This is a genomic window from Burkholderia pseudomultivorans, assembly GCF_001718415.1.
Lineage (GTDB): Bacteria > Pseudomonadota > Gammaproteobacteria > Burkholderiales > Burkholderiaceae > Burkholderia > Burkholderia pseudomultivorans_A.
Genome location: NZ_CP013378.1, coordinates 3,030,098 through 3,049,582, shown reverse-complemented (window position 1 = coordinate 3,049,582; position 19,485 = coordinate 3,030,098). Strand labels below are relative to the sequence as shown.

23 protein-coding genes and 2 tRNA genes are annotated in these 19,485 nt (G+C 66.6%); 8 read left to right on the top strand and 17 right to left on the bottom strand.

Annotated elements, in window-relative coordinates:
* Nucleotides 1-42: 42 nt before the first annotated feature.
* From WS57_RS37300 to ssuD, 10 genes are all read right to left on the bottom strand, one after another.
* Nucleotides 43-252, bottom strand: a complete 210-nt coding sequence (locus tag WS57_RS37300) for a hypothetical protein (protein WP_040127354.1) — start codon at nucleotides 250-252, stop codon at nucleotides 43-45.
* Between the two features lie 562 nt (nucleotides 253-814).
* On the bottom strand, nucleotides 815-1,498 hold the full coding sequence (locus tag WS57_RS26420; protein WP_059514643.1) for a hypothetical protein: 684 nt from the start codon (nucleotides 1,496-1,498) through the stop codon (nucleotides 815-817).
* A gap of 571 nt (nucleotides 1,499-2,069) precedes the next feature.
* Nucleotides 2,070-2,145, bottom strand: a tRNA-His gene (locus tag WS57_RS26415).
* Nucleotides 2,146-2,204: 59 nt separating this feature from the next.
* The gene (dusA, locus tag WS57_RS26410; protein WP_009690460.1) at nucleotides 2,205-3,191 is read right to left on the bottom strand and encodes a tRNA dihydrouridine(20/20a) synthase DusA; all 987 of its coding nucleotides are present in this window, start codon (nucleotides 3,189-3,191) and stop codon (nucleotides 2,205-2,207) included.
* Between the two features lie 125 nt (nucleotides 3,192-3,316).
* Nucleotides 3,317-3,571, bottom strand: coding sequence for a hypothetical protein (locus WS57_RS26405; RefSeq protein WP_009690461.1), 255 nt, complete (start codon nucleotides 3,569-3,571; stop codon nucleotides 3,317-3,319).
* 55 nt (nucleotides 3,572-3,626) lie between these two features.
* Complete coding sequence (locus WS57_RS26400; RefSeq protein WP_059514644.1) at nucleotides 3,627-3,824, bottom strand: hypothetical protein; 198 nt, start codon at nucleotides 3,822-3,824, stop codon at nucleotides 3,627-3,629.
* Between the two features lie 142 nt (nucleotides 3,825-3,966).
* Nucleotides 3,967-4,182 carry a TOBE domain-containing protein gene (locus WS57_RS26395; RefSeq protein WP_006400187.1) on the bottom strand — a complete coding sequence of 72 codons (216 nt, stop codon included), beginning with the start codon at nucleotides 4,180-4,182 and terminating at the stop codon, nucleotides 3,967-3,969.
* Nucleotides 4,183-4,238: 56 nt separating this feature from the next.
* Nucleotides 4,239-5,195: an ATP-binding cassette domain-containing protein gene (locus WS57_RS26390; protein ID WP_069245065.1), complete on the bottom strand. Its 957-nt coding sequence runs from the start codon at nucleotides 5,193-5,195 to the stop codon at nucleotides 4,239-4,241.
* Complete coding sequence (gene ssuC, locus WS57_RS26385) at nucleotides 5,192-6,001, bottom strand: aliphatic sulfonate ABC transporter permease SsuC (RefSeq protein WP_009689761.1); 810 nt, start codon at nucleotides 5,999-6,001, stop codon at nucleotides 5,192-5,194. The genes WS57_RS26390 and ssuC overlap by 4 nt, the downstream gene beginning before the upstream one ends.
* Before the next feature lie 17 nt (nucleotides 6,002-6,018).
* Nucleotides 6,019-7,176, bottom strand: a complete 1,158-nt coding sequence (gene ssuD, locus WS57_RS26380; protein ID WP_069245488.1) for an FMNH2-dependent alkanesulfonate monooxygenase — start codon at nucleotides 7,174-7,176, stop codon at nucleotides 6,019-6,021.
* Nucleotides 7,177-7,516: 340 nt separating this feature from the next.
* Here ssuD and WS57_RS26375 point away from each other — a divergent pair, with 340 nt between their 5' ends.
* Nucleotides 7,517-7,945 (top strand): hypothetical protein, encoded by a 429-nt coding sequence (locus WS57_RS26375; protein WP_009689763.1) that lies wholly within the window; start codon nucleotides 7,517-7,519, stop codon nucleotides 7,943-7,945.
* A 179-nt stretch (nucleotides 7,946-8,124) separates the two neighbouring features.
* Here the strand turns inward: WS57_RS26375 and WS57_RS26370 are convergent, their stop codons facing one another.
* The 3 genes from WS57_RS26370 to WS57_RS26360 are packed head-to-tail and all read right to left on the bottom strand — an operon-like array spanning nucleotide 8,125 to nucleotide 10,138.
* The gene (locus tag WS57_RS26370; protein ID WP_059514646.1) at nucleotides 8,125-9,267 is read right to left on the bottom strand and encodes an enoyl-CoA hydratase/isomerase family protein; all 1,143 of its coding nucleotides are present in this window, start codon (nucleotides 9,265-9,267) and stop codon (nucleotides 8,125-8,127) included.
* Between the two features lie 31 nt (nucleotides 9,268-9,298).
* Nucleotides 9,299-9,637 (bottom strand): DMT family transporter, encoded by a 339-nt coding sequence (locus WS57_RS26365; RefSeq protein WP_009689766.1) that lies wholly within the window; start codon nucleotides 9,635-9,637, stop codon nucleotides 9,299-9,301.
* Nucleotides 9,638-9,640: 3 nt separating this feature from the next.
* Entirely contained in the window at nucleotides 9,641-10,138 is a 498-nt protein-coding gene (locus WS57_RS26360) for a heme-degrading domain-containing protein (protein ID WP_009689767.1), read from the bottom strand.
* A 197-nt stretch (nucleotides 10,139-10,335) separates the two neighbouring features.
* Between WS57_RS26360 and WS57_RS26355 the strand changes: the two genes are divergently transcribed.
* From WS57_RS26355 to WS57_RS26325, 7 genes are all read left to right on the top strand, one after another.
* Nucleotides 10,336-10,412, top strand: a tRNA-Met gene (locus tag WS57_RS26355).
* 149 nt (nucleotides 10,413-10,561) lie between these two features.
* Entirely contained in the window at nucleotides 10,562-11,107 is a 546-nt protein-coding gene (locus WS57_RS26350) for an NUDIX hydrolase (RefSeq protein ID WP_009689768.1), read from the top strand.
* Between the two features lie 9 nt (nucleotides 11,108-11,116).
* Entirely contained in the window at nucleotides 11,117-11,884 is a 768-nt protein-coding gene (gene aat / locus WS57_RS26345; protein WP_040127298.1) for a leucyl/phenylalanyl-tRNA--protein transferase, read from the top strand.
* A gap of 33 nt (nucleotides 11,885-11,917) precedes the next feature.
* The gene (locus WS57_RS26340; protein WP_059479313.1) at nucleotides 11,918-12,748 is read left to right on the top strand and encodes an arginyltransferase; all 831 of its coding nucleotides are present in this window, start codon (nucleotides 11,918-11,920) and stop codon (nucleotides 12,746-12,748) included.
* 167 nt (nucleotides 12,749-12,915) lie between these two features.
* Nucleotides 12,916-13,953: a quinone-dependent dihydroorotate dehydrogenase gene (locus WS57_RS26335; RefSeq protein ID WP_059601574.1), complete on the top strand. Its 1,038-nt coding sequence runs from the start codon at nucleotides 12,916-12,918 to the stop codon at nucleotides 13,951-13,953.
* A gap of 101 nt (nucleotides 13,954-14,054) precedes the next feature.
* Nucleotides 14,055-14,849 carry a cystine ABC transporter substrate-binding protein gene (locus WS57_RS26330; RefSeq protein WP_069245064.1) on the top strand — a complete coding sequence of 265 codons (795 nt, stop codon included), beginning with the start codon at nucleotides 14,055-14,057 and terminating at the stop codon, nucleotides 14,847-14,849.
* A gap of 123 nt (nucleotides 14,850-14,972) precedes the next feature.
* Nucleotides 14,973-15,665: an amino acid ABC transporter permease gene (locus WS57_RS26325; RefSeq protein WP_009695834.1), complete on the top strand. Its 693-nt coding sequence runs from the start codon at nucleotides 14,973-14,975 to the stop codon at nucleotides 15,663-15,665.
* 55 nt (nucleotides 15,666-15,720) lie between these two features.
* Here the strand turns inward: WS57_RS26325 and WS57_RS26320 are convergent, their stop codons facing one another.
* From WS57_RS26320 to WS57_RS26305, 4 genes are all read right to left on the bottom strand, one after another.
* Nucleotides 15,721-16,707, bottom strand: coding sequence for a Gfo/Idh/MocA family protein (locus tag WS57_RS26320; protein ID WP_069245063.1), 987 nt, complete (start codon nucleotides 16,705-16,707; stop codon nucleotides 15,721-15,723).
* A gap of 125 nt (nucleotides 16,708-16,832) precedes the next feature.
* A complete protein-coding gene (locus WS57_RS26315; RefSeq protein WP_040127291.1) occupies nucleotides 16,833-17,549 on the bottom strand; it encodes a FadR/GntR family transcriptional regulator in 717 nt (238 codons plus the stop codon).
* 277 nt (nucleotides 17,550-17,826) lie between these two features.
* Entirely contained in the window at nucleotides 17,827-18,522 is a 696-nt protein-coding gene (gene rpiA, locus WS57_RS26310; protein ID WP_009695829.1) for a ribose-5-phosphate isomerase RpiA, read from the bottom strand.
* Between the two features lie 84 nt (nucleotides 18,523-18,606).
* Nucleotides 18,607-19,476, bottom strand: a complete 870-nt coding sequence (locus WS57_RS26305; RefSeq protein WP_059514651.1) for an N-acetylmuramoyl-L-alanine amidase — start codon at nucleotides 19,474-19,476, stop codon at nucleotides 18,607-18,609.
* Between the last annotated feature and the right edge of the window lie 9 nt (nucleotides 19,477-19,485).

Genomic DNA, 19,485 nt, shown 5'->3' with positions numbered 1-19,485 from the left:
CGTGTCGTGACCGCGACGGGAGTCGACGGATGATGCGGCAGCTTATTGCAGCGGCGGCAGTCGGTCGGCTTCCTGCTCGGCGATGCGCCTGGCCTCGCCGAGCATCGAGTCGTAGCTCTTCAGCGGCCGATCGCGACCTACCGTATAGCACTCACCGTCGATTCGGTACGACCAATGCCATCGGCCGTTGCGGTCTTCGTCCACGTCGATGTCGATGTTGTGCCCACTGTACTCATAGCTGACATGAGGCATTTCAGACCCCCGTACGTTGAGCTGGCCTCTTGCATACTACTCCCGCGGCGCGCGACCGTAGCCAAGGATCTCGATCCAGCCGGGGACCAAGGACCGACCATGAACCGGCTGACGACGAGCCGGATCGCCGCATGAGCTTTTCGGGTTAAGGCTGCGCAAATTTTGTTGCTGTTTCGCGGACGACACGCAAATAAAAAAAGTCCCGGCGACTCGTTGAAGTCGCCGGGACCGAACGGCCCTTTAAAAACAGGCGCGAGGAAATGATTTACATCTTACACCAATGAAAGACTGTTACGCACTGTCGGAATTGGCCAACTCCATGACATAATCCGCCAATTGATCGATATCAAATTTCTCGAAAACAGGCACATCGTCTTATTGCATAAAAACACGCAGGTCCGATCGAGCAAAAAAGAATTCGACGCGAAGCAAGATCCGCGACGCAGCGCATTGCGGGCCGCATTAACCGGCCGACATGTCGAAATATGGAATTAACGCAGCGACTGCTTCCCGATGCGGAACATTGATCTGGATAGAGTCAATTGTCGCGATACTAAGTCCGTCACGAACCGGCATACATTTCGAGCACCGTTCGAATGCCGTCGGTCTCTGCGTCGCAGATGGATTTCGCGCGGCGATACAGAATGGCCGCCTGCCCGATCGCATCGGTTGCGCGCGCCGTCTCCCGGACGATGCCGGTGTTCGATATGCCGCTGGAAGACAGCAACCGGAGCGCGGCCGCAGCGCTATGCAGCCGATCCTGGGCGGCGGCGATCAATATTGCGCAATCGCCCGGCATCGCAGACATGCATCTGAGTTCGTCGAACTCGCATCTCGGTATCGCCTGGATCGACTTGAGCAAGTTGAGCGCGTGATGGGCGGAAACCGCACCGTTCGCCCGCATGACGTCGAGTTCCTCACTGAGGTTCGACGTGACGCCGGCCGCAGTCTCCAGTCGCTGCGCGACGCCGGCTGCCGTCAACCGGCCGACGACGAGTCGGTCCTGTCTTCTGTTTCGACGTTCGGAGCGTGCCGCCCACACAGCAGTGGCGGCCGCCGCAAGCGTGCCGGCGGCAACCGCCCCATTCACCCAAAAAGCTGTCGCGCCGAAATTCGTCCACGCAGGCATGAGCGGCACGCTCGGCAGCGTGTGGATGAACTGCATGGAAAAACATCCGACGCCGAAAAACGTCAGTGCGACGATCGCGTAGGCCGCGGCCGGTCGCTGCGCCAGTTTTTGTTCCATGCTGTTCCCGTGTCTGGTTTCGGGGGGAATCGTAGCGCCACAACCTGACGCGACCAGCGTCGCTGGACGCCCGCTCTGCATCCGCAGGCAACGAGATCGGATGACCATCGGCATGCCGATATCCGAAGCAATCCGGGCGACGATCTCGAGATCAAAAAAATGCCCGATTCAATCGAGCGATCGGGCAAATAGTCGCCGAGAGGAGGCGCCTAGTGGTTAAACGCAGCTCCTGAGGGAAGAACCGCGTCGGAAGGATTCTATGGTCCCGGGATTGTGGGCAGCCGCCAAAGGTCTGGACGGAACCGCCAATGCAATGCGGCAACGCGCATCACGGACACGATAACCATCGGCGTCGGCTCGCTCGATCGTGTATCGCAGAACATTCGAGATGCCGAAGACGCGCGAAGCGCCGCAACACGCTGCCTGACCGGCAACGCAGTTCGGTTCAACGATCGACGAAGGATAAATGCCGCGAACGCGACGGGATGAATCGGAATCGCGATTGCCATTCCGAATGGAGACGCAGAAAGCAAAACAGGCGCCTAAGCGCCTGTTTTGTTGAAGCATTCGGTGGGGTGGCTGATGGGACTCGAACCCACGACAACAGGAATCACAATCCTGGACTCTACCAACTGAGCTACAGCCACCACTGATACTGCTTGTTTCTCCGCTGTTTCGTTTGCTGTTCAACAGCAGAGAAGCAAGATTATACGAAGTCTTTTGAATCTTGCAAAGCTTTTTTTTCAAAAATTTCTTCGGCGTCGTTCAGATGCGCGCGCGCCTCGTCGAACACGGCCAGATCGCCGCGCGCGAGCTTCTTGTTGTCCGACAGCACGCGACGCCAGCCGCGCGCGCCGGGCATGCCGCGATACAGCCCGAGCGCATGCCGCACGATCGCACCGAGGTACGTGCCGCGCTTCAGTTCGGCCGCACAGTATTCGATCAGCTTCGCTTCGGCTTCCTCGCGCGTCGGCGCCGCGTCGGTCGAGCCGTAGAAGCGCGCATCGACTCCGGCGAGCACGTACGGGTTGTGATACGCCTCGCGGCCGAGCATCACGCCGTCGACATGCTCGAGATGCTGCGCAACCTCGTCGAGCGTCGTGATGCCGCCGTTGATCACGATCTCCAGTTCGGGAAAGTCGCGCTTCAGCCGATACGCATAGTCGTACTTGAGCGGCGGAATCTCGCGATTCTCCTTCGGTGACAAACCCTTCAGGATCGCGTTGCGCGCATGCACGACGAAAGTCGCGCAGCCCGCTTCGGCAACCGTGCCGACGAAGTCCCGCACGAACGCGTAGTCCTCGACCGCGTCGACGCCGATCCGGTGCTTGACCGTGACTGGCACCGACACCGCATCGTTCATCGCCTTCACACAGTCGGCGACGAGCTGCGGCTCGTTCATCAGGCACGCGCCGAACGCACCGCGCTGCACGCGCTCGGACGGGCATCCGCAATTCAGGTTGATTTCGTCGTAGCCCCACTGCTCGCCGAGCTTCGCGGCCCGCGCGAGATCGTCGCGCTCGCTGCCGCCGAGCTGCAGCGCGACCGGCGATTCGTTCGGCGAGAACGCGAGATGCCGCTGCGCATCGCCGAACAGCAGCGCGCCCGTCGTGATCATCTCCGTATACAGCCAGGTATCGCGCGTCAGCGTGCGATGGAACGACCGGCAATGACGGTCGGTCCAGTCGAGCATGGGCGCCACGGATACGCGGCGGGGAGGAAGCGAGGACGAAGCGGACATGGAATTCGGGCAGCAGGCGGCACGGAAACAACCGGCTATTTTACTGCATCCCGGCCCCTGCCCGCCCGGCGGCTCGCCTAAGCGCGGCCGGCGTCGCCCAGTTCGGCGTCGACCGCCCGCCGCGCCTCGTCGAGCACGCGCTCGATCACGCGCCGCTCGGTCAGCAGCAGCCCGTCGACCTTCACGAGCCGCCAGTCGATCCTGACGGCATCGCCCTGCAGCACGCGGTAGTGCACGTGCTCGCCGTCCCAGACCTGTTCGGTCTTCACCTCGATCTCGTAGCCGCGGTACGGCTCGCTGAAATCGCCGAGATCGCTGCCTCTCGGTTCCATCGCACGCTCCGTGGCGACACGGCGCCCGGCCGACCGTGCGGCCGGCGCCGTGCGCTCAATCGTATTCTTCGGACAAAACGAATTTGCCGTCGGCGGTCAGGTCGACCCGATCGGCAGCCGCCTGGTAGATCAGCCCCTCGTTCAGCAACGCATAAACGACATCGTCGAACGCGGGCGGGACCGGCCGGCTGTCGCCGAACTGGTCGATCCACTTCAGCGCCTCGATCGCTTCGGGGGAAAGGATGGGGGTCATGCGCGGCCTCCGGCATCGGTGTCGCTCCATCCTAGCACTACATCGGAGCGCCGAACACCGACACGCGCGCACAGCGAAAACGCCGGGCAGCGCCATCGGGCACGCCACCCGACGACGCCGTCCCGGCGCGGCCAACCGGCGCTCAGAGGCGCGCGATCGAGACTTCCGTCGATTTCACGAGCGCGACGACTTCCGCGCCCACCTTCAGTTCGAGTTCGTCGACCGAACGGGTCGTGATCACCGACGTGACGATGCCGAACGGCGTCTCGACGTCGACCTCGGACACCACGGGCCCGCGAATGATCTCCTTTACCTTGCCCTTGAACTGGTTACGCACGTTGATTGCAGTGATGCTCATCGGGTTGATCGCTCCGAAGAAAAAGTCTTAGAACGGGCGGCCGGCGCCGCCCGGATTTAAACGGCCCAGCGGATCTGCCCGACCGGTCGTACCTTGCCCTCCTCGCGCGCAGGCGGCTCGGCCGCGCCCGGCCCGCCCGCGAGCACGCGCTGCAGCACGCGGTCTTCCAGCGCCGCGAACGCCGCCGACGCGCGTGCGCGCGGCCGGTCGAGCGGCACGGGCTGGTCGAGCGCGACGCGGCCCTGCTCGATCAGCAGGATCCGGTCGCCCAGCGCGACCGCTTCCTGCACGTCGTGCGTGACGAGCAGCGCGGTAAACCGGTGCTCGCGCCACAACCGCTCGATCAGCGCGTGCATCTCGATGCGGGTCAGCGCGTCGAGCGCGCCGAGCGGCTCGTCGAGCAGCAGCAACTGCGGCCGGTGCACGAGCGCGCGGGCCAGCGCGACGCGCTGCCGCTGGCCGCCCGACAGCTGCGCGGGCCAGTCGTTCGCGCGCTCGAGCAGGCCGACCTCGTCGAGCACCGCGCGCGCCTCGTCGCGTGCGCCGCGTCCGAGGCCGAGCATCACGTTCTGCAGCACGGTCTTCCACGGCAGCAGCCGCGCGTCCTGGTACATGATTCGCGTATCGAGCGCGCCGCCGCCTTCGCCGCGCGTCGCGAGCGTGCCGTCGCTCGGCTGCTCGAGCCCCGCGACGAGCCGCAGCAGCGTCGACTTGCCGCAGCCGCTGCGGCCGACGATCGCGACGAAACTGCCGCGCGCGATGCCGAGATCGACGTTGTCGAGCACGGTGCGCGCGCCGAAGCGCTTGCTGACGCCCGACAGCGTCACCGCATCGTCGGGCGCCGGGCTGCCCGCGCGGCGCCGCGCGAGCGGCACGACCGATGCACCGCTGTCGCGATCGAGCGTGACCGCGTCTTGCGCGTCATGGTCCGCAACGCGCGCCTGCGCCAGTTCGACCTCGAGGTCTGCGCCGGCGAGCGGGCCGTAGGCGGCCGCCGAAGTCGTCGCATTCATGCCTTTGCTCCTGATTGATAAGCGGGGTGCCAGCGCAGGGTCACGCGCTCGATCCATTTCGCCAGCACGTCGGCCAGCTTGCCGAGCACCGCGTACAGCAGGATGCCGACCACCACCACGTCGGTTTGCAGGAATTCGCGCGCGTTCATCGTCATGTAGCCGATGCCCGACTGCGCGGAGATCGTTTCCGCGACGATCAGCATCACCCACATCAGCCCGAGCGCGAAGCGCACGCCGACCAGGATCGACGGCAGCGCGCCGGGCAGGATCACGTCGCGGTACAGCGCGAAGCCGCGCACGCCGTAGCTCTTCGCCATCTCGATCAGGTTCGCGTCGACCGAGCGGATCCCGTGATACGTATTGATGTAGACGGGAAAGAACACGCCGAGCGCGACGAGGAACAGCTTCGCCTTCTCGTCGATGCCGAACCACAGGATCACGAGCGGGATCATCGCGAGCGCGGGGATGTTGCGGATCATCTGGATCGTCGAATCGAGCGCGACCTCGGCGGCCTTCGACAGCCCGGTCGCGAGCCCCAGCGCGAGGCCGACGCCGCCGCCGATCGCGAAGCCGAACAGCGCGCGCCACGTGCTGACCTTCACGTTCGCCCACATCTCGCCCGACGTCACGAGCGACCACGCAGCGCGCACGACCGCAACGGGTTCGGGCAGCACGCGGGTCGACAGCCAGCCGACGCGCGCGCCGACCTCCCAGACGACCAGCAGCGCGAGCGGCACGAGCCACGGCGCGATGCTGCGCCATGCGCGGGCGGCCACGCCGCCCGTCGTCGACGTTTTCGTTGTCATTGCAGGCCTCCCGTCGTTCAGCTCTGGCTCGCCTTCGGCAGGTAGCTGTTGCCGACGATCTCGCCGAACGGGCCCGACAGCGGGCCGGCAGTCTTCGCCGCGCCCTTGCCCTTGATCAGCGGGAACACGAGTTCGGCGAACCGGTACGACTCCTCGAGGTGCGGATAGCCGGACAGGATGAAGGTCTCGATGCCGAGCTCCGCGTATTCGCGCATGCGCTCGGCGACCTGCTCCGGATTGCCGACCAGCGCGGTGCCCGCGCCGCCGCGCACGAGGCCGACGCCCGCCCACAGGTTCGGGTACACCTCGAGCGTGTCGCGACCGCCGCGCTTGCCGCCGTGCAGCGCGGCCATCCGGCGCTGGCCCTCCGAATCCATGTTCGCGAACGCCTGCTGCGCGCGCGCGATCGTGTCGTCGTCGAGACGGCTGATCAGGCGCTCGGCGTCGCGCCACGCTTCGCCCTCGGTCTCGCGCACGATCACGTGCAGGCGAATGCCGAACTTGATCTTGCGGCCGCGCGCCTCGGCGCGGGCGCGAATGTCCGCGATCTTCTTCGCGACGGCGTCGGGCGGTTCGCCCCAGGTCAGGTAGGTGTCGATGTGATCGGCCGCGATCGCGTGCGCGGCCGGCGACGAGCCGCCGAACCACAGCGGCGGATGCGGACGCTGCACCGGCGGATAGAGCGCCTTGCCGCCCTTCGACTGCAAATGCTTGCCGCTGTAGTCGAAGCCGCCGTTGTCGTGCGACGCGGACAGCAGCCCGCGCCAGATCTTCAGGAAGTCGTCGGTAATTTCGTAACGCGTATCGTGGTCGGCAAACAGGCCGTCGCCTTCGAGTTCGGCCGCGTCGCCGCCCGTCACGACGTTGATCAGCAGGCGGCCGCCCGACAGGCGGTCGAACGTCGCGGCCATCCGCGCCGACAGCCCCGGCGACGCGATGCCGGGACGGATCGCGACCAGGAACTTCAGGCGCTGCGTCGCCGGAATGAGGCTCGACGCGACGACCCACGCATCCTCGCAGGAACGGCCGGTCGGCAGCAACACGCCCTCGTAGCCGAGCGTGTCGGCCGCGACGGCGACCTGCTTGAAATAATCGTAATCCGCGGCGCGCGCCCCTTCGGCCGTGCCGAGGTAGCGGCTGTCGCCATGCGTGGGGATAAACCAGAACACATTCATCTGCTGCTCCTGCGTGACTGCCTTGCCAGATTTGAGATAAAACGTCGCCCTGCTCGCGGCGCGCGTCGGCGCCGCATGCATGGTGTGCGTTCGAATCGGGATGGTTCGCCGGTCAGGCCGTGCGGCGGGCGAATGCGCGATTGCACGGCTGTTTCTGGGAAATCAGTCTAGGGATCGGTGCAGGGCTTTGGAACGATTTTTTTGAGCTTAGGTTTTCCGCTTTCGTGATTAGCGCGACGCTGGAGCGAATATCGCGTCGGCCAGCCCCTTATAATGGCGCACCTATCCGAATAACTCTGCGCGCACGGCCCCGCCGCGCGCGCCTGCGGTGCACTCATCGATGCAGAAAGTCATCCTGCCGTTCCTGTCCGGCTTCCTCGCCGCCCTGTTCTTCCGCGAAGCGACGCTCGCGCTTCTCCATACCGCCGACCTGATCGCCGCAGCCGGTTTCTCCACCGAGCCTTTCGCGCCGCTCGGCATTCCTGAATTTGTCGCAAACGCGCTGATCAGCGCATGTTGTGCGATTCCGATGGCGTGGCTGCTGCGCGTGTCGCCCGAGCGCGAGGCGCCGTGGATCGGCGCGCTGGTGTTCGGCGGGATCGTGCTGACTGCCGCCCGCGTCTTCGCGATCGATCCGCTGCGCGGGATCTGGCCGTCGGGCAACATGATGCCGGTGCTGGCGGCCGGCTTCGCGGCCAATGCGGTCTGGGGTTTCGGTGCGCTCGTGTTCATGCGCGCCTTCATGTCGGACGACGCGGGCGACGACTGACGCGCCCGCGTATCGGCACGGGCCGGCCGCGCCCGTTCGCCGCGCCGGTTCACGCGGACGAACGTCGGTCCCGCACCCGACCGCGGTCCCTCAACGACAAGGCCGCTTGCTTGTACAGGCGGCCTTGTCGTTTCCTTGTCGTTTCGTACGCAGCGCCCGGCCGCCGCGCACCGCGTGCATCAGTCCCGCAGGTTCCGCAGCGGATGCGTATCGGGCGTCCACGGGCTGTCGAACATCGCGAGCACGTCCGCGCGCCCGACCTCCGCGCTCGTCTTGAAGCGCCACACCGGCTGGTGATCCTTGTCGACGATCAGCGCGCGCACGCCCTCGATCACGTCGCCGCGCGCGAAGGTCGAGCGCGTGAGGTCGAGATCGCGCCGCAGGCACTCGGCCATCGTCGCGCCGCGTGCGCGCTCCACGACTTCGAGCGACACGGCCATCGACAGCGGCGACAACTGGTTGCGCATCGCATGGGTCGCCTTCTCGACCCATCCGTCGACAGCCGCGCAATCCGGCTCGGCGTCGAGCGACGCGAGGATCGCGCCGATGTCGGGCTGCGCGAAATGCCGGTCGATGCCGCTGCGCGCATCGGCCAGCGCCGACGTGTCGGGCGTCGGCACGACCTTGTGCGCGGCCGCGGCATCGGCCACGCAGGCGACGGCCTGCGCGCCGCTGTCGAAGCGCGCGGTCTTCAGCGTATCGATCAGCGCCGGCAACGCGGCATCGGGCAGGTAGACGTCCGCGAGCTGCGCGTACAAGGCGCCGGCCGCGTCGAGCGTCGCGCCCGTCACGGCGAGATAGCGGCCGATCGCGCCGGGCGTGCGCGCGAGGAACCAGCTCATCCCGACGTCGGGGAACAGCCCGATGCGCGTTTCGGGCATCGCCATCTTCGTCGAGTCGGTCACGACGCGCAGCCCGCCCGTATGCCGGGCCGCCTGCGAAATGCCCATGCCGCCGCCCATCACGACGCCGTGCATCAGCGCGACGTACGGCTTCGGGTACGTGAAGATCGTGTGGTTGAGCGTGTATTCCTCGATGAAGAACGCGTCGACCGCATCGCGATCGCCGCGCTGCCACGCCTCGTGGAAGAAGCGCACGTCGCCGCCCGCGCAGAACGCGCGCGGATGCGGGCTGTGCACGACGACCGCGACGACGTCCGGATCGTCGCGCCACGCATCGAGCGCCTGCTGCATCAGGCGGATCATCCCGACCGACAGCGCGTTCAGCGCCTTCGGCCGGTTCAGTTCGAGAAAGCCGATGCGGTTCGCGATATACGCGCGCACGTCGGGCTGGGTGGTTTCGGTGGAAGTGGAATCGGTCATGGGGGCCATCCGGCAGGTCACAGGGGCACGCTCAGTGCGCCTGCATCTTCGAGAACAGGTTCAGCACCACGACGCCCGCGATGATCAGCCCGAGGCCGATCACCGCCGGCACGTCCGGCACCTGACGGTACAGCAGCATCGCGACGAGCGTGATCAACACGATGCCGGCGCCCGACCAGACCGCATAGATGATGCCGACCGGCATCGTCCGCAGCGTCAGCGACAGGCAGTAGAACGCGATGCCGTAGCCGGCCACCACCAGCACCGACGGCCAGAAGCGCGTGAAACCGTCCGCCGCGCGCAGCGCGGACGTGCCGATCACCTCCGCGACGATCGCGATCGCGAGCCAGGCGTATCCAGGAATCTGCATCGCTCAGTTCCTCGCGAGGGCCAGCACCGCATAGTCCTGGCCGAGTTCCGCGCACAGCGCCTCGACGACGAATTCGTGGTCCGCGCGCTGCGGCAGCCCGGACGCGGTGACCGACCCGATCACGCCGGCGCCCGCGACGGTCAGCGGAAACGCGCCGCCGTGCGGCGCGTATTCGGCGATCGGCAACCCGTGCTTCTCGGCGAGCGTGGCGCCGGCCTGCTGCATGCGCAGCCCGATTGCGTACGAACTGCGGCGGAAATGCGCGACGACGTTGCGCTTGCGGCGTATCCAGTCGACGTTGTCGGGCGTCGCGCCGGCCAGCGCCGCGAAGAACAGCGGCTGGCCGAACGTGACGATGTCGATCGCGATCGCATGGCCGCGCGAGGTCGCGAGCGCATGCATCCGGTTGCCGAGCGCCCACGCGCGCGCCGGGTCGAAATGGGGAAACACGAGCGCCTGTTCCTGCGCGCCGATCGATTGCAGATCGTGAGCGATGTCCATGAATCCGTCGATACAGTATTGAGAGTCGCAACGGCGCCGACGCGATCGCGCACCGCCCCGTTGCCGGAGTGAAAACACAAACCGCTCGATTCTAGCGCACGCGTCGGCCGTACCGGCCCCGCGCGGGTCGCAACGCAATTGTCAGAAAGTGCTTGCGCGCATTCGGGTTGTTACTTATAATTCAATTCTTCGACGGACGCGGGGTGGAGCAGTCTGGCAGCTCGTCGGGCTCATAACCCGAAGGTCACAGGTTCAAATCCTGTCCCCGCAACCAACGTCCCGATACACGCAGAAAGCCCGGCCCAGCGCCGGGCTTTTTGTTTTCCGGGATGCGATCGGCGCGCGGCCTTGCCGCGTACGCGCGCGTTCGAGAATGCCGCTGCCCGGTGATACACTCGCATCACCTCGTCCCTTCCACTCGACATGAAATTCTGCTCCGTCTGCGGTCACGAAGTTATCGCGCGCATTCCCCAGGGCGACAACCGCGAGCGCTTCGTCTGCGATCACTGCGGCACGATCCATTACCAGAACCCGCGCAACGTCGTCGGCACGGTCCCGGTCTGGGGCGACCAGGTGCTGCTGTGCCGCCGCGCGATCGAACCGCGCTACGGATTCTGGACGCTGCCGGCGGGTTTCATGGAGATGGGCGAAACGACAGCCGAGGCCGCCGCGCGCGAAACGCTGGAGGAAGCCGGCGCACGCGTGGAGGTGCAGAACCTGTTCACGCTGCTCAACGTGCCGCACGTGCACCAGGTCCATCTGTTCTACCTCGCGCGGCTCACCGATCCGGCTTTCGAGGCCGGCGAGGAAAGCCTCGAAGTGAAGCTGTTCGACGAGGCCGACATTCCGTGGGACGAGATCGCGTTCCCGACCGTCAGCCAGACCCTGCGCTTCTTCTTCGCCGATCGCGCCGCCGGCGACTACGGCGTGCATACCGGCGATATCTTCCGCTCGCTGCGCAACGGCTGAGCGCCACCCATGGTCCCCTGGCTCGGCCCGGACGATCCGTTTCCGCCCGTCGAACGCGCGCTCGGCCCCGCGACCGGCGCGCCGGGCCTGCTCGCCGCGAGCGCCGACCTGCTGCCCTCGCGCCTCTTCGACGCGTACCTGCGCGGCATCTTCCCGTGGTATTCGGACGGCCAGCCGGTGCTGTGGTGGAGTCCCGACCCGCGCATGATCCTCGTGCCGGCCGAATTCAAGGTGTCGCCGTCGCTGAAGAAGACGCTCAAGCGCGTGTTGCGCGAACCCGCGTGGGAGGTGCGCGTCGATCACGACTTCGCCGGCGTGATGCGCGCGTGCGCGCAGGCGCCGCGCCGCGGGCAGCGCGGCACGTGGATCACGGCCGAGATCATCGACGCGTATACGTCGCTGTACCGCAGCGGCAACGCGCACAGCATCGAGACCTGGCACGACGGACGACGCGTCGGCGGCCTGTACGGCGTCTCGTTCGGGCGGATGTTCTTCGGCGAATCGATGTACGCGGAGGTCACCGACGCGTCGAAGATCGCGCTGGCCGCGCTCGTCGCCCACCTTCGCGAGCAGGGGCTGGAGATGATAGACTGCCAGCAGAATACGTCGCATCTAGCGTCGCTCGGCGGCCGCGAAATCGCACGCAAGGCCTTTGTCGCTCACGTGCGCCGCGCGGTCGCCGAACCGCCGATTCCGTGGCAGTTCGACAAGCGCGTGCTCGCCGCGCTGACGGCCGCCCGCACCGAACCGGCGGCCCCCTCCGGGATCGAGCGCTAGCGCGGCACTCCTTCCCTGCATCGAGAGCTGCCCATGACTCACCCGACTGAGCTGCCGCTTTCACCGCTTTCGGCGCTGCAATTCTATGCAACGGCGCCCTATCCGTGCAGCTATCTGGACGGCCGCATCGCGCGCTCGCAAGTCGCGACGCCGAGCCATCTGATCAACTCCGACATCTATACCGAGCTCGTGAAGGCCGGCTTCCGGCGCTCGGGCGTGTTCACCTATCGTCCGTATTGCGACGGCTGCCGCGCCTGCGTGCCGGTGCGCGTGCCGATCGCGTCGTTCACGCCGTCGCGCACGCAGCGCCGGATGTGGAAGCGGCACCGTGCGCTGATCGCGACCGTCTCGCCGCTGCACTACGACGAGGAGCATTACGCGCTGTACATGCGCTACCAGTCCGCGCGCCACGCGGGCGGCGGCATGGACCGCGACAGCCGCGACCAGTACGAGCAGTTCCTGCTGCAGAGCCGGATCAACTCGCGCCTCGTCGAATTCCGCGACCTCGACGCGCCGGGCGGCGAGCCCGGCAAGCTGCGCATGGTCAGCATGATCGACATCCTCGGCGACGGGCTGTCGTCGGTCTACACGTTCTTCGAACCCGACGATCCGCACACGAGCTACGGCACCTACAACATCCTGTGGCAGATCGAACAGGCGAAAAGCCTCGGCCTGCCGTACGTGTACCTCGGCTACTGGATCCGCGAGAGCCCGAAGATGGCCTACAAGGCAAACTTCCATCCGCTCGAAGGGCTGATCGACGGCCGCTGGAAGCTGCTCGATCCGGCAAGCGTCGACCTGCCGCCGGTCGACGCGGCGCTCGCCCGCGCGCCGCTGCCCGGCGGGCATTCCGGCGCGTCCTGAGCGGCCGGCGCGGCGTCGTTGCCTGCGCGCCGCGCGCCCGCCCTGCCCGACACAGACGCGTTGCGATCCCCGCCGCGACCGACGTCGACGAACCGATGCGCGCCCCTGCCGCGCAACTCCCGGTAAAATAGCGGGTTGTCATTCATTCGGCTGTCCGCCCAATTCCCGTGTTCAGTTCCCTCTATCCGCTGGCCCGCGCATCCCTGTTCAAGATGGATGCGGAAGACGCTCACCACCTCACGCTGCGCGCGCTCGGCGCGGCCGGCCGCACGGGCCTTGCCTGCGCGCTGTCGGCCCGCGTGCCCGACGCGCCGCGCACCGTGATGGGGCTCACGTTCCGCAACCCGGTCGGCCTCGCGGCCGGCCTCGACAAGGACGGCGCGGCGATCGACGGCCTCGCGGCGCTCGGCTTCGGCTTCATCGAGGTCGGCACCGTCACGCCGCGCCCGCAGCCCGGCAACCCGCGCCCGCGGATGTTCCGGCTGCCGCAGGCGGAAGCGCTGATCAACCGGATGGGCTTCAACAACCAGGGCGTCGACCAGTTCGTGAAGAACGTCCAGGCGGCCCGCTATCGCGGCGTCCTCGGCCTGAACATCGGCAAGAACGCCGACACGCCGATCGAGCGCGCGGCGGAAGACTATCTCTACTGCCTCGAACGCGTCTATCCGTTCGCCAGCTACGTGACGATCAACATCTCGTCGCCGAATACGAAGAACCTGCGCCAGCTGCAAGGCGCGGGCGAGCTCGATGCGCTGCTCGCCGCGCTGAAGGACAAGCAGCAGCGCCTTGCCGACCTGCACGGCAAGCTGGTGCCGCTCGCGCTGAAGATCGCGCCCGATCTCGACGACGAGCAGGTCAAGGAAATCGGCGATACGCTGCTGCGCCACAAGATCGAGGCGGTGATCGCGACCAACACGACGCTGTCGCGCGCCGCCGTGCAGGGCCTGCCGCACGCGGACGAAGGCGGCGGCCTGTCGGGCCGCCCGGTGTTCGACGCGTCGAACGAAGTGATTCGCAAGCTGCACGCGGAAGTCGGCAGCGCGGTACCGATCATCGGCGTCGGCGGCATCTTCTCGGGCGAGGACGCGCGCGCGAAACTCGCGGCCGGCGCGTCGCTGGTCCAGCTCTACACCGGCTTCATCTATAAAGGCCCGGCGCTGGTCGCCGAATGCGTGAAGGCGATTGCCCGCGACCGCGCCGCGTAATATAGACATAGACAAACGATATTTAGAGATCGATTGCATTTTTGCTATGATCGGTCCCACGTCAGAATCATGAGCCCCGACGGGGCAAGGAAGCTCACACGATGAAATTTTCGCTGCTCAAGAAGCTGCTGGTTGCCGGCCTGATCGGTACCTCGTTCGCCGCCGCCACCGCGCACGCGGCCGACCTCCTCGACCAGGTGAAGCAACGCGGTACGCTGCGCATCGGCCTCGAAGGCACGTTCCCGCCGTTCAACTCGAAGAACCCGCAGGGCGAACTCGTCGGCTTCGACGTCGACATCGCGAAGGCCATCGCCGCGAAGCTCGGCGTGAAGCCGGAGTTCGTGACGACCGAATGGAGCGGCATCATCGCCGGCCTGCAGGCGGGCAAGTTCGACGTGATCGTCAACCAGGTCGGCATCACCGACGCGCGCAAGCATACGCTCGACTTCTCGCCGGCGTACACCTATTCGACCGCGCAGCTGATCCAGCGCAAGGACGACACGCGCCAGTTCAAGTCGCTCGAGGACCTGAAGGGCAAGAAGCTCGGCGTCGCGCTCGGCACCAACTACATGGACATGGCGAAGTCGGTTCCCGGCATCGACGTGAAGACCTATCCGGGCGCACCCGAGTATCTGCGCGACCTCGCGGCCGGCCGGCTCGACGCGGCGCTCAACGACCGCCTGATGCTCGCGTACCTGACGAAGAATTCGCAACTGCCGCTGCGCCCGGGCGCGAACGTCGGCTCCGCGAATCCGTCGGGCATCCCGTTCAAGAAGGGCAACCCGCAGTTCCAGAAGGCGATCGACGACGCGATGACGCAGCTCGAGGCCGACGGCACGTTCACGAAGATCTCGGACAAGTGGTTCGGCATCGACGTGACGAAGCCGATCAAGTAAGCACGCCTCTATTTCCCGCCTGACGGCGGGCCGGAATGGGCGGCATCCGCAACGATGCCGCCCTTTGTTTTATTCGTCCGGTTTATGATTGCGCTTTCGCGCACGCATTCGATTCGTATTCCAATGTCGACAACGTCCCTGCTCGTCCAATCGCTGCCGGTGCTCGCCCAGGGTGCCGTGCTGACCGTCAAGTTCGCCGTGCTGTCGATGGTGTTCGGCCTGCTCGGCGCCGTCGTGCTCGCGATGATGGGCATCCGGCAAAGCGAGGCGCTCGAAGGCTTCGAGCGTATCTGGGTCAATGCCCTCGCATGGCTCGCGCGCGCGTACGTGAGCCTGATGCGCGGCACGCCGCTGCTCGTGCAGATCTTCGTCATCTACTATGGCTTGCCGAGTCTCGGCATCTCGCTCGACCCGACGCCGGCCGGCGTGATCGCGCTGTCCGCGAACGTCGCGGCTTACATGTCCGAAAGCATGCGCGGCGCGATCAACGGCATCGCGCGCGGCCAGTGGCTCGCCGCGTACAGCCTCGGGCTGTCGTGGGGGCAGACGCTGCGCTACGTGATCGGCCCGCAGGCGCTGCGCATCGCGGTGCCGAGCCTGTCGAACAGCCTGATCAGCCTGATCAAGGACACTTCGCTCGTCTCCGTGATCACCGTGACCGAGCTGCTGCGCAGCGCGCAGGAAATGATCGCGGCGACCTACCAGCCGCTGCCGCTCTATCTCGCCGCCGCGGCCGTGTACTGGGTGCTTTGCCAGATCCTCGAATGGGTGCAGCGCTGGTACGAAAAGCGCCTGTCGCTGCCGGCGCGGCACTGAACGAACCGCCGCAAGCGCCGGCCCGCGCGCACGCGTCCGGCGCTTCCCTGTCCCGTCACTCGCCCGAATAGCGCACGCCGAGCGCGGCGCGCGCCGCGTCGGTCATCGCGATCATCTGCCGCGAATGGTCGTGCGTGACGATCGGGCTTTCGATCTCGCCGGCGCGCAGCAGCTCGCAGAAATGCGCGGTTTCGTAGTTGAGGCCGCCGCCCTCGAACGGCGCGTCGAGCTCGATCGTGCGCCCGTCCGCATAACGGATCGTCGCGCGCGCCGGATTCCACCATTTCTCGTGGATCGTCACGTGGCCGCCCGCCGCCGCAATCAGCGCATCGCCGCGCCCCATCACGTCGAGCCCGCAAAAGAGCTGCGCGATCCCGCCGTTCGCATGGTGGCTGTTCAGGCTCGCGAACACGTCGACGCCGGTCGCGCCGAGCCGGCCGAGCGTCTGCACGTCGAGCGCCGCGCCGAGCCAGTCGACCGCGAGGAACGCCTCGTAGATGCCGATATCGAGCAGCGCGCCGCCCGCGCGATCGAGCCGGTAGACGGAATGGTCGTCGGGCACCGACGACGATGCGCAGCCCGCACGCACGAGCCGGATCTCGCCGATCGGATCCTCGCGCAGCCGCGCGCGCAGCTGGCGGTACAACGGAAAGAACGGCGGCTTCATCGCTTCCATGAACAGCTGCCCGGCATCGCGCGCGGCGCGCAGCACCGTATCGAGCTGCGCGGCGTTCAGCGTCGCGGGCTTTTCGCACAGCACGGCCTTGCCGGCGGCGAGCGCGGCCAGCGCGTACTGTGCGTGGCTGTCATGAAGCGTCGCGATGTAGACGGCGTCGAGGTCGGCCGCGAGAAGCGCGTCGAGGCTGGCGGCCGGCGTGCCGCCGCAGGTGGCGCAGAATGCCGCCGCTGCGTCGGCGCGGCGCGCCCAGACGCCGGCGAGCGTCGCGCCCGGGACGTGGGCAAGGCTTTGCGCGAAGCGGCGCGCAATGCTGCCTGCGCCGATGATGCCGAAGCGCACCGGGCGCGTGTCGAGGTCGTTCATCCGGATCTTCCGTATCGGTCATGGAGCGATGGCCGGCGCATTGCCGGCCGGCCGTCATGATAAACGGCTTGCCGAATGGCTGGCCGGATCGGCTCGCTTGCCGCCGAACAAACGACGCGTGCTGCTCAGGCCCGCGCGGGCACGTCGACGGAGAAATCGCGCGAGATCTCGTCGGCGCTGAAATCGATCAGCGCAAGCGACGCGGCCTCCGCTTCACGCGGATCGCGGCGCTCGATCGCGTCGACGACCCGTGCATGCGCGGTGACCGCGATGTCGTGCGCCCCTTCCTTCTGCACGACGCGCGGATTCACGAGACGCACCGCGCCGCGCACGATCGCCGCCATCTGCTGGAAGAACTGGTTGCCGCTCGCCTGGACGATCCGCGTATGCAGCAGCTCGTCCGCGGTGTCGTAGCCTTGATCGCCCGGCTGCAGCACCTTGAATGCATCGAACGCCTCGCGAATGCCGGCGATGTCGGCAGCCGTCGCACGCACGGCTGCCTGCGCGGTCGCGCGCGGTTCGATCAGCATCCGGAATTCGATCACGTCGCGCATGAACTGCGGATCGGGCTTGGCCCGGAACCGCCAGCTCACGACGTCTTCGTCGATCATGCGCCAGTCGCGCATCGGCCGCACGCGCGTGCCGACCTTCGGACGCACGTCGAGCATGTCGCGCGCAAGCAACATCGACAATGCTTCGCGCATTACCGTGCGGCTCACGTCGAACTCTTTCGATAGCACGTCCTGCGGCGGCAAGATGCCTCCGTACTTGTCCTCGACGATACCCGTGACAAGCCCATCCATCACTTTGGCGACCAGTGACCGGTCTTTGCCCTGCTCCATGACACCTCCCCGTGCGTCGATTTGCGAAAACCTGCTCGCAGTTCCGCCGGCCCTGGTTACGACTGTTCTTATGATCTATAAATTGATGATTTCGAGGCCGTTGCGCTATCTGGTAAACACCTGACAGGGTTATCCCTCTTTGAGACGGGCTAATTTATAAGGCTTCAAAAAAAGCCCGGAAAGCGCGCTGCGCTTGCCGGGCCTCGATTTCCACAAGATTTAAACATGCAATCCATTAGGCTGTGCTACGCACCGCTACGGACTGCTTTACTTTCTTTCAGCCAGCCGAATAAACGATCGTCTCGACGCCGTTTTCCGTGCCGAGCAGGCACAGATTCGCGCCGCGCTCGGCAAACAGGCCGACCGTCACGACGCCGGGCCATCCGTTCACCTGCGCTTCCAGGCCGCGCGGATCGGTGATCTGCAGGCCCTTCACGTCGAGGATCTCGTTGCCGTTGTCGGTGATGTACGGTGCGCCGTCCTTCGTCACGCGCAGCACCGGCACGCCGCCGAGCGCGGTCACGCGCCGCCCGATCGCCGTGCGCGCCATCGGCACGACCTCGATCGGCAGCGGGAACGCGCCGAGCACCGGCACGCGCTTGCTGGCGTCGGCGATGCACACGAACGTGTCGGCCACCGACGCGACGATCTTCTCGCGCGTCAGCGCGCCGCCGCCGCCCTTGATCATCGCACCGCTCGCATCGATCTCGTCGGCGCCGTCGACGTACACCTGCAGCGATTCGATCTCGTTCAGGTCGAACACCTTGATGCCGTGCGACTTCAGGCGCTCAGTCGTCGCGACGGAACTCGACACGGCGCCGCGATAGCGCGACTTGACGGCCGCGAGCGCGTCGATGAAGCAGTTGGCGGTCGAGCCGGTGCCGACGCCGACGATCGCGCCTTCCGGCACGTTCTGGATCACATAATCGGCGGCCGCCTGGCCGACCAGGCGTTTGAGTTCGTCTTGAGTCATGGAATCGTAATGCTGCGGGATTGCGGAAAGCCGCCAGTTTACCGGACTCGGATGACGGCCCGTGCTTTTTCGGCGGCCGCGCGTTCAGGGCGCGCCTTCGGATGGGCCGTCGATCGGTTGCGCACCCGGGAAATACTTGTCGAGCAGCGCCTGCGCGATCGCATCGGTTTCGGCATCCGGATTGCCCGCGTAGTCGGACGGCCGGAAATGCATCTGGAACGCGGCGAACACGCGCCGCGTGCGCGTGTCGAGCACGCCGTCGGTCGGCACGTCGTAGCCGTAGCGCGCGAGCTTCAGCTGCAACTCGCGCACGTCGACGCTCGCATGCGGATCGCGACCGCCGAGCCGCGCGGCGACCGTCGCGTCGTCCGGCCACGCGCCGACGCCGGCCTGCGCCAGCGCATGCCACGGGAACAGCGGGCCCGGATCGATCTTGCGTTGCGGTGCGATGTCGCTGTGCCCGACCACGCGCGTCGGCGGGATGCGGTAGCGCGCGACAATGTCCTTCGACAGGCGGATCAGCGCATCGACCTGTTCCGGCGGATACGGCTGCCAGGTGCGGTTCTGCGGATCGAGCGGGCCGCGATTGACGTTCTCGATGCCGATCGACACCGCATTCAGTTCGGTCGTGCCCTGCCATTCGCTGACGCCGGCATGCCAGGCGCGCTGCGCCTCCGGAACGAGCTGGTAGACCACCGGCTGCCCGCGCTCGATGCGCGGCTGCGGCGGCACGACATAGTGCACGCTGACCGCGTCGCCCGTCAGCGTCCGCAGCGATTTCGCCTCGTCGCTTTCGGTGTAGTGCATCACGAGAAAGCGGATCCGCGAATCGGCGCCCTGCGCGTGCAGGCCCGTATCGGCATAGTAGCTGCCGCGCTCGACCAGCGACGGCGACGTGCAGGCGGCCAGCAGGCACAGGGCGGCGCACGACGCGCCGACGCGAAACAGAGTCATGGATGCGAT